Source organism: Candidatus Sulfidibacterium hydrothermale, assembly GCF_020149915.1.
Classification (GTDB): Bacteria; Bacteroidota; Bacteroidia; order Bacteroidales; family F082; genus Sulfidibacterium; species Sulfidibacterium hydrothermale.
Window position 1 is genome coordinate 2,932,910 of sequence record NZ_CP083760.1, and the last position, 10,526, is coordinate 2,943,435.

Below are 10,526 nucleotides of genomic sequence, written 5' to 3' on the forward strand. Positions count from 1 at the left end.
AATCTTAAATTTTGCTGATATCAATATCAAAAATGACTGGTTGGTCCGGATTACTACAATGCAACACACACCGGTCGCAAATGGAAAGGTCACCGCGCAAACGCCGTTTTACCATATCTTCAATGCTCACCCGCAAAGCATCAATGGAAATTTCTTTGATCACGGCATCGGCAAAGGCATACATCAGCAACATCCGGGCGTCGGCAAACGGAATACCCCGCTGCATCAGATAAAACAAAGCTTCGTTATCGAGCTGTCCCACCGAAGCCCCGTGGCTGCACTGCACATCGTCGGCATAAATTTCGAGATGGGGCATGGTATCAATGCGGGCTGTCTTTGTCAACAAAATATTGGCATTTTTCTGAAAAGCATTCGACTGCTGGGCATCGCGTTTGACATAAATATATCCGTTAAAAACGCCGGTAGCTTCGTTGTCAAGAATCCCCTTAAAAAGCTGATTACTATCACAATTTGGCACGTTATGATACACATTCACCTGGTTATCGATATGTTGCTTTTGATCCATCAGGTATAATCCCCGGATATCTGACCAGGCCCCGGAACCATTCATAAAATCGTGTATCTCATTACGAATCAATCCGCCATTGAGCGAAAAAGCATTAATCTTCAGCCGGCTGCTGGCCTCCTGATGGAGTGCTGTCTGATTCAGTAAAACCGTTTCATTATTCAGGTTTTGCAACTTATACAACTCCAGTTCTGCCTTCTCGCCTAAAAATACTTCGTTGACTTTATTAATAAAACCGGCATGATGGTTTACCGAATCGTCACAATGTAGCAAACGCAATTTGGCATTCTTTCCCAAAACGATCAGGTTACGGACGTTGATCATCAATCCCGGTTTATTCAGAATATGGATCACCTGAAAAGTCGTATCCACTTCCACTCCGTCAGGAACATAAATAAACACCCCATCAGGAGCCGCAGCAAGATTTAATGATTTAAAGCCGTCCGTTTGGGGCATTATTTTCCCCCAATGCTCTTTAACCAGCTCGGGAAATTCACGAAGAGCTGCTGAAAGGCTGGCTACGATCACACCGTTTTTATCCCGGGTAATTTTTTCTTCTTCGGGAGCATAAAAGCTGCCATTTAACACGGAAATAACCCGAGACTCAAATCCATGCACTTCACAAAGAAAGATCTGGCTCAGTTCTTTTTCGTAAGGAACCGGACGGTCAAAAAGATGCCAGTCGGTTTCCAATGCTGTTTTCAGATCCGTATGGCGCCAGCGCTCCATCCGGTTGTGAGGAAATCCGGACTGCTGAAAAGCAGCCAGGGCTTCCTGATGCAACTTATTCTCCGCCAAAGCATGGGCGCCACTATCTTTCAGCCGTTCCGAAAGATGACGAACAATCTTTTCCTCAAGCGGGAATTTTGTTTTTTCTTTTTTCATCATTTCATTTTCTTACACCGACTCAGCACCAAATTGTTCTTTGATCCATTCATACCCTTTTTCTTCCAGTTCGAGTGCCAGTTTCTTGCCACCCGATTTTACAATACGTCCGTCGTACATTACATGAACAAAATCCGGAACGATATAGTCGAGCAGACGCTGATAGTGCGTAATCACCACAAAGGCATTTTCATCCGATTTCAGCTGATTTACTCCATTGGCCACCACCCGGAGCGCATCAATATCCAACCCGGAATCGGTTTCGTCCAGGATGGCCAGTTCCGGTTCAAGCATGGCCATCTGAAAAATTTCATTTTTCTTTTTTTCGCCTCCGGAAAACCCTTCATTTACCGAACGGTTGGTTAATTTCGACTGGATCTGGACCAACTTTTTCTTTTCTTCCATTTTCATCAGAAATTCCTTGGCAGAAATCGGGGGTTTCCCCTGATATTCCCGTTTGGCATTGAGAGCCGTACGCATAAAGTTGGTCATACTAACGCCCGGTATTTCAATCGGATATTGAAAACTCAGGAAGATTCCTTCATTGGCCCGTTTATCCGGAGTCCAGTCATTGATTACCTGACCTTTATAAATAATCTCACCCTGGGTAATTTCATATCCTTCACGACCGGTAATGGCTGCCGCCAGCGTACTTTTACCGGTACCATTTGGCCCCATAATGGCATGTACTTCTCCTTTGTTTACGCTAAAATTCAGCCCTTTAATGATTTCTTTTCCATTAATGGAAACATGCAGATTTTTTATGTTTAAAAGCATTTTTTTTATATTTATCCGGCCTGACCGGGTTGATGATTCTTTTTAAGTGCCTTAAGTTTGAAGTATTTGAAGTGCCTTAAGTTTGAAGTACTTCAAGTACTTAAAATACTTAAAGTTATAACGTCATTATGTTTTCCCTTTCAATTTTTTTCCAATTGAAGTAAAAATCGCTATCAATTCGTGTGCTTCTTTCAAAATCAATTGTATCCTTTCTTCTTCTAACAAATTTAAATCTGAAATAATTTCTAACCAATAAATTGTTTCATTGGCTTCACTTTCACATATTTTAATTCTATTAATAAAATCTGCTTTACTTCTTGCCCGGTTCGCTTCTCTGTAGTTTGCACCAATACTTGTTCCCGATTTTGTTATTTGATTTTTAATTACATGATTTTCAACAGTATTTGGAATAGATCCCGAAAGGGCAATAATACTCATTGCAAACTTTCTTGTCCTTTTTTCCAGTTCATCACCAAATACCTTATTGTTCATTTCTGTTAACTTTTACCTATTTCAAATTTTAGGCACTTTAGGCACTTCTAACTTTAAGTACTTGAAATGCCTTAAGTTTGAAATACTTCAAGTACTTAAAGTTATAACGTCATTATGTTTTTCCTTAGCATTTTTTCCACTTCCGACTTCCATCTTCCGTCTCCTTTCACCCCACACTTCCTTCCAACGTAATGGCCAGCAATTTTTGCGCTTCCACAGCAAATTCCATGGGCAACTTATTTAAAACCTGTTTAGCATAACCATTTACAATTAACCCAATGGCTTTTTCCATATCAATGCCGCGCTGCTGGCAATAAAACAACTGATCATCCGAAATTTTCGACGTAGTGGCTTCGTGTTCTACAATTGCACTGTCGTTGGCCGTTTTAATGTACGGGAAAGTGTGTGCACCACACTGATCGCCCAACAACAGCGAGTCACATTGGGAATAATTTCGGGCATTATCTGCTTTTTTTGACACACGCACCAAACCACGGTAGCTGTTGTTGCTTTTTCCGGCAGAAATCCCTTTAGAGATAATGGTGCTTTTGGTATTTTTTCCAATATGAATCATTTTGGTACCTGTATCCGCCTGTTGATAATTATTCGTTACCGCAACCGAATAAAATTCTCCCACAGAATAATCCCCCATCAAAACACAACTGGGATATTTCCAGGTAATGGCCGAACCGGTTTCCACCTGTGTCCAGCTGATTTTTGAATGGTGTCCTTTACAAAGTCCGCGTTTGGTCACAAAGTTGTAAATACCGCCTTTCCCTTCTTTATCTCCCGGATACCAGTTCTGCACCGTAGAATATTTCACTTCGGCATCATCGTGAGCAATAATCTCCACAATGGCAGCATGCAGCTGGTTTTCGTCACGCATCGGCGCTGTACAGCCCTCGAGGTAACTGACATACCCGCCGTCATCAGCGATCAACAGTGTTCGTTCAAACTGTCCGGTATTGGCTGCATTAATCCGGAAATAGGTAGAAAGCTCAATAGGACACCGCACACCTTTCGGGATATAGCAAAACGAACCATCGCTAAACACCGCTGAATTCAAAGCAGCAAAATAATTATCGGTATACGGCACCACCGTACCGAGATATTTTTTTACCAAATCCGGATATTTTTGCACGGCTTCGCCGAAAGAGCAGAAAATAATATCGTGTTTGGCCAGGGTTTCCTGAAAAGTGGTTTTTACCGAAACACTGTCAATCACCGCATCCACAGCCACACCACTCAGCCGTTTTTGCTCTTCGAGTGAAATCCCCAGTTTGTTAAATGTTTCCAGCAATTCAGGGTCCACTTCATCCAAACTTTCCAACTCTTTTTTGGGTTTGGGTGCCGAGTAATAGATGATATCCTGATAATTGATCGGCGGGTGATGCAACAAAGCCCAATCGGGTTCCTCCAGTGTAAGCCAATGGCGGAAAGCTTTCAACCGAAATTCCAAAAGCCATTCCGGTTCATTTTTCTTTTTGGAAATAAAACGGATTGTATCTTCGGTGAGTCCTTTGGGGGCTTGTTCTGCCTCAATATCCGTAACAAAACCGTACTTATATTCTCCTGATGTGACTTCTTCCAAAACCCGCTTATCACTCTTTTCGTCACTCATGATCTATCTATTTAGATTAATTTTAAATTGAGCTGCAAAATTACAAAATAAAAGGTACCCAAGGAGGTTTGGATGGGAAGATTTTTGATGTGGGATGGAAGATGGAAAGAGGTTTGGATGTGAGGATGTTTGATGGAGGATGTAGGGATGTTCGATGTTTTTCTTTAGTGAGGGGAAGGGTCATCAGTAAACTGGTCATTGGAAATGATGAACGATAAATGTTGGGGAATGAACTGATGAAAGGAAAAAAGTCATTGGTCATTGATTGATTTTAAGCCTTTGGCGTTCTGCGTTTGGGATTTTTTTGTGATTTGTTTTTTTGTTTTTTGGGATTTCTAACATTGGTCATTAGTCACTGGCATTGGGAAGGATGAACGATGAATGGTGAGTGACGAATTGTGAATCGTTGATTTTCAAGATTTTACCTGTATTTCCACTGTCATACTGAACGGAGTGCAGCGCAGTGAAGGATCTAAAAATAATCACGACTGTTCAAAGAGATTCTTCGCTACACTCAGAAGGACAAAATAGTTGATCTTTTGCGTTTTTTTTGCCTTTTGGGATTTCTAACCTGGTCATTAGTCATTGGATGATTGGTTGGTTTTAAGCAGTTTGGCGTTCTGCGTTCTGTGTTTTGCGTTTAGGGTTTGAGATTTTTTTGTCATTTGCTTTTTTGTTTTTTGGAATTTCCCACTTTAGGCACTTGAAGTATTTGAAGTACTTAAAATTTGAAGTGTGAAGTACTTAAAGTTAGACCGATCCGTGCTTATAATTAATCCCTTCGGGATTAAACCAAAATAACCCTGTACGAAGTGCAGGGAAATAAACCCATCAGAGAATCATAACCCCGAAGGGGTTGAACACCGGCCTCTGAATAAATTCAGAGTCAATGGTAATAAGTTGTCCCTACAGGACTCCAATATATCACATCTTCCGTATTTACACAGACGAAACCGGGAAATTATCGTTCGAGCGGGATGCTTAAACAATGAAGAAGTAAAAGAGATTCTTCGCTACGCTCAGAAGGACAAAATAGTTGGTTATTAATATTTTATTTGTTTTTGTCATTTCTCTTTTGTTTTTTGGGATTTTAAAGCAATCAAACAAATCATTCCGACAAAAAAGAGAAGAAAAAACATATTTTTTTTCAGCGTTCGAACATTTTAAAAAAAATTGTACATTTGCACCCCGATTGTCCGATGGTGTAATGGCAGCACTGCAGATTTTGGTTCTGCCTGTCCAGGTTCGAATCCTGGTCGGACAACGAAGGTTAAACGAGAATGATTTGGAGGGGACGCATGTCCCCTCTTTTGTTGAAAATGATTAGCAAAACACAAATAGAACGTTGGGCTGAAGAACAGCTGAAAGATACTGACCGGTTTGTAGTGCAGGTAAAAGTAAGTAACGACAATGTTATTAATGTCATTATTGACAGCGACAGCGGCGTAACCATTGAGCATTGCATTGCTTTAAGCCGGTATATCGAGCAGCATCTTGATCGCGACAAAGAAGATTTTGAGCTGAAAGTTCTTTCGTCCGGATTGGAGTATCCTTTTTCGCTCCTGAGACAATACAAAAAATATCTTGGGAAACGGATCCAACTGAAAATGGCGGACGGTACAGAAAAAAAAGGGATTTTACAGGAGGCTGAAACCGACCATATTGTACTTCAGGAAGAAATAGAGAAAAAATATAAGAAAAATGTCCGGCGTATTCCGGGGGAAACACTACACATTCCCATGGAACAAATTAAACAGGCCAAAGCCGTGATTGAATTTTAACTGACAAAACAAAAAAACAATGGATAACATAAACTTAGTCGAAAACTTCTCGGAATTTAAAGAGTTTAAAAATATCGACAGAGAAACCATGATGCGCATCATCGAAGATGTGTTTCACAGTATGCTGGCCAAAAAATACGGTGAAGAAAGTAACTTCGACGTGATTGTAAACATTGACCGCGGTGACCTGGAGATCTGGCACAACCGCGAGATTGTGGAAGACGGCGAAGTAGAAAATCCGAACACTCAAATTGCTTATTCTGATGCCATTAAAATAGAACCCGACTTTGAAGTAGGAGAAGAAGTTTCCGAACAGATCTTTTTATCCGATTTTGGCCGTCGTGAGATTCTCAATGTACGCCAGGCGTTGGTAGCCCGTGTAATGGATTACGAAAAAGACAATATTTACAAAAAATACAAAGAAAAAGTTGGCGAAGTCGTTACAGCAGAAGTTTATCAAATCTGGAAAAAAGAGATTCTGCTGCTTGACGATGAAAATATTGAACTGATTCTCCCCAAATCGGAACAAATTCCTTCCGATTACTTTAAAAAAGGAGATAATATCCGCGCCGTGGTTTCCAAAGTGGACATGCGCAACAATACACCGGTGATCATCTTGTCACGTACTTCCCCTGTATTCCTGGAAAGACTTTTTGAACAGGAAGTTCCGGAAATCTACGACGGACTGATCACCATCAAAAAAATTGTGCGTGTTCCGGGTGAAAGAGCAAAAGTGGCGGTTGAATCGTATGACGACCGTATTGATCCGGTAGGCGCTTGTGTCGGGATGAAAGGATCACGTATTCATGGTATCGTGCGGGAGCTTCGCAACGAAAACATCGACGTGATCAACTACACAACCAACGACAGCCTTTTCATCCAGCGGGCACTTTCCCCGGCTAAAATTACCTCGATCCATCTCGATGAAGAAAACCATCGTGCCGATGTGTATATGCGACCCGATCAGGTTTCGCTTGCCATCGGAAAAGGCGGATTCAACATCCGGCTGGCCGGACAGCTGACCGGTTATGAAATTGATGTGTACCGCGACACCGATACGGACACAGAAGATGTAAAACTGCAGGAATTTTCCGATGAAATTGACCAGTGGATCATTGACGAGCTGATCAACATCGGCTGCGATACTGCAAAAAGTGTATTGGAGCTCGATGTAGAAGAACTGGTGAACCGTACAGACCTTGAAGAAGAAACCATTCGTGAGGTCATTCGTATTCTGAAAGCAGAATTTGAATAATATTGTTGCCGTTAAGCAAACAAATAGTATATTTCAGGAGTTAAAAAAGAAATAAAAGTAAAAACTATATGCCCGAAGCAAAAAGAAAAATAGTACGATTAAGTAAAGCTGCCAGGGAATTCAATATCGGGATGAATACCATTATTGATTTTCTCGGGAAAAAAGGTTTTAAAATTGAAACTTCCCCAAACACGAAGCTCGATCCTGAAATGTATGAATTGCTGGTAAATGAATTTCAGGAAGAAAAAGCAGTCAAAGAAAGCGCGCATAAAAAGGGCCTTGAATTCATTGGGAAACAAACCATTAGTATTGAAGACAAGCTGAAGCAGGAAAAAGAACAAGACAAAGAAGACGAACCGGAAGTGGATGATTTGCTGATTGCCGGGCACTCTGCTTTAGATTTTGAAAAACCGGAACCCAAACCGGAAAAAGAAACAGCTTCGCAGCCGGCACCTCAACCGGAACCGGAAGAAAAAGCCAAAGAAGAGCCACCTGCGGCTCCCGAACCGGAAAAAGCTGAAAAAGAACCGGAAAAAGAAGAAGAACCAGCTGCCGGCCCGATAAAAGAAGTAACTGAAGAAACCAAACCGGTGGAGACTCCTAAAGAAGAACCGGCTCCCGAACCGGAAAAAGCACCCGTTTCTGAAGAACCAGCTGCCCAAGCTCCTGAAGAAGAGAAAGAACCGGTTAAACCCGAAAAAGCACCGGAAGCTGAAGAAGAGAGTCCATTAAAAGGACCTAAAGTTCTGGACAAGATCGACCTCGACAGCATCAACCAAAAAACCCGGCCGGCGAAAAAAACCAAGGCCGAACGCAAAAAAGAAAAAGAAGCAGAACAAAAAAAGAAACAAAGCCAGCAACAGGCTGCCGCTGAAGTTCAGAAAAAAGAAAAACAGCCGGAACCGGAAAAACAACCGGCTCAACCGGAAAAAACAGAAACCCCGAAAGAACAAAAACCGGCGGAACAAAAACCGGCGGAACAAAAACCGGAAGAAGACCGTTCTAACTTTATCGAAACCAAGGTAGAAAAACTGACGGGACCCAAAATCATGGGAAAAATCGACCTCCCGGAAAAGAAAAAGAAAAAACCGGTCGCTTCTTCCTCTGGTGACGGACATGGTAAAAAGAAAAGAAAGAGAATAGATACCCGGAAACCAGGAGAAGCCGGCGGAAGGTCTCGTCATGACAACCATAAAAAGAAAGGAAAAGGACCGAAAAAACCGATCAAGCACGAGCCTACCGAAGAAGAAATCCAGAAACAGATTAAAGAAACACTGGCTCGTCTGGCTCCTACCGGAAAATCCAAAGCTTCTAAATACAGAAGACAGAAAAGAGAGAGTATCTCTCATGTTCATGAAGAAGAACTCCGGAAACAACAGGAAGAACAAAACATCCTGAAAGTTACCGAGTTTGTTACCGCCAACGAGCTGGCCAACATGATGAATATCAGTGTTAATGATATTATCAAAACCTGTATGCAGATTGGTTTGTTCGTATCGATCAACCAACGGCTGGATGCCGAAACCATTTCGCTGCTGGCCGACGAATACGGCTACAAAGTGAAATATGTGGATGTGGAAGAACATGAGATTCTGGATGTGGAAGAAGAAGCTGACGATCCGGACAAACTGGTTCCGCGTGCTCCCATCGTTACCGTAATGGGACATGTTGACCACGGAAAGACCAAATTGCTTGACTATATCCGGAATACCAACGTAGTAGCCGGTGAAGCAGGTGGAATTACTCAGCACATCGGAGCTTACGAAGTTACCCTGAACGATGGTAAAAAAATCACTTTCCTCGATACGCCGGGTCACGAAGCTTTTACAGCCATGCGTGCCCGTGGTGCCAAAGTTACCGACGTGGCCATTATTGTAATTGCCGCTGACGACAATGTGATGCCGCAAACCAAAGAGGCCATTAACCATGCCCAGGCTGCCGGCGTTCCTATTGTTTTTGCCATCAACAAAATTGATAAACCTACAGCCAATCCGGACAAAATAAAAGAAGAACTTTCGCAACTGAATATTCTTGTGGAAGACTGGGGTGGAAAATACCAGTCACAGGAAATTTCAGCAGTGACCGGCCAGGGAGTCGATGAATTGCTGGAAAAAGTGTTGCTGGAAGCCGAATTACTGGAGCTGAAAGCCAATCCGGACAAACGCGGAAAAGGAACCGTTATTGAAGCTTCGCTGGATAAAGGTCGTGGTTATGTGGCCACCATTCTGGTACAGGACGGAACAGTAAGAAAAGGCGATATTCTGATTGCCGGACCTGTTTTTGGCCATGTAAAAGCCATGTTTAACGAACGAAATGAAAAGGTAAACAGTGCCGGGCCATCAACGCCGGTGCTCTTACTGGGACTAAACGGAGCTCCGCAGGCAGGCGATACGTTCAATGTGATGAAAGATGAAAAAGAAGCCAAGGCCATTGTTACCAAACGGCAACAACTCATCCGCGAACAAACGCTGCGTTCACAAAAACACATTACACTGGATGAAATTGGTCGTCGTATTGCCATTGGCGACTTTAAAGAGCTGAATATTATTGTAAAAGGTGATGTTGACGGTTCGGTAGAAGCGTTGAGTGATGCCTTGCTGAAACTCTCTACCGAAGAAACCAAAGTAAACATTATCCATAAAGCAGTAGGTGCCATTACCGAATCGGATATTTTGCTGGCTTCTGCTTCCGATGCCATCATCATCGGATTCCAGGTACGGCCCATGCCGCAAGCCCGTAAACTGGCCGAAAAAGAACAAATCGACATTCGTCTCTATTCGGTAATTTACAAAGCTACCGAAGAACTGGAAGCTGCTATCGAAGGGATGCTGGCTCCCAAAACAGAAGAAAAAGTTACGTGTAACCTCGAAGTTCGCGAAACCTTTAAAATCTCTAAAGTGGGAACCGTGGCCGGATGTTATGTATTGGATGGTAAGATCACCCGGAACACCCGCGTGCGCCTGATCCGTGACGGAATTATCATTTATACCGGAAATCTCGGCTCCTTAAAACGCTTTAAAGATGATGTAAAAGAAGTTTCTGCCGGTTACGAATGCGGACTGAACATCGAAAACTTTAACGACATCAAAGTCGGTGACATTATCGAAGGATTTGAAGAAGTGGAAGTCATGCGAAAATAGCAGAATTCCATGTCATTAATAACAAAAAATGCCGGTAGGACTACCGGCA

At 42.4% G+C, this 10,526-nt stretch carries 7 protein-coding genes and 1 tRNA gene; 4 read left to right on the forward strand and 4 right to left on the reverse strand.

From position 1 onward, the window contains the following. Positions 1–4: 4 nt before the first annotated feature. The 4 genes from sufD to sufB form a co-directional block, all read right to left on the reverse strand. Positions 5–1,414 (reverse strand): Fe-S cluster assembly protein SufD, encoded by a 1,410-nt coding sequence (gene sufD, locus LA303_RS12040; RefSeq protein ID WP_240525628.1) that lies wholly within the window; start codon positions 1,412–1,414, stop codon positions 5–7. Between the two features lie 9 nt (positions 1,415–1,423). Then, a complete protein-coding gene (gene sufC, locus LA303_RS12045; protein WP_240525629.1) occupies positions 1,424–2,188 on the reverse strand; it encodes a Fe-S cluster assembly ATPase SufC in 765 nt (254 codons plus the stop codon). Positions 2,189–2,314: 126 nt separating this feature from the next. Further along, entirely contained in the window at positions 2,315–2,680 is a 366-nt protein-coding gene (locus tag LA303_RS12050) for a four helix bundle protein (RefSeq protein ID WP_240525630.1), read from the reverse strand. 166 nt (positions 2,681–2,846) lie between these two features. Further along, complete coding sequence (gene sufB, locus LA303_RS12055) at positions 2,847–4,301, reverse strand: Fe-S cluster assembly protein SufB (protein WP_240525631.1); 1,455 nt, start codon at positions 4,299–4,301, stop codon at positions 2,847–2,849. Positions 4,302–5,494: 1,193 nt separating this feature from the next. On the opposite strand from sufB, the gene LA303_RS12060 reads away from it, so the two are divergent. The 4 genes from LA303_RS12060 (at position 5,495) to infB (ending at position 10,477) form a co-directional block, all read left to right on the forward strand. Next, positions 5,495–5,565 (forward strand) — tRNA-Gln (locus LA303_RS12060). Between the two features lie 55 nt (positions 5,566–5,620). Further along, on the forward strand, positions 5,621–6,082 hold the full coding sequence (gene rimP, locus LA303_RS12065; protein WP_240525632.1) for a ribosome assembly cofactor RimP: 462 nt from the start codon (positions 5,621–5,623) through the stop codon (positions 6,080–6,082). A 19-nt stretch (positions 6,083–6,101) separates the two neighbouring features. After that, positions 6,102–7,337, forward strand: coding sequence for a transcription termination factor NusA (gene nusA / locus LA303_RS12070; RefSeq protein WP_240525633.1), 1,236 nt, complete (start codon positions 6,102–6,104; stop codon positions 7,335–7,337). A gap of 68 nt (positions 7,338–7,405) precedes the next feature. Continuing rightward, positions 7,406–10,477, forward strand: a complete 3,072-nt coding sequence (gene infB / locus LA303_RS12075) for a translation initiation factor IF-2 (protein ID WP_240525634.1) — start codon at positions 7,406–7,408, stop codon at positions 10,475–10,477. Positions 10,478–10,526 lie beyond the last annotated feature (49 nt).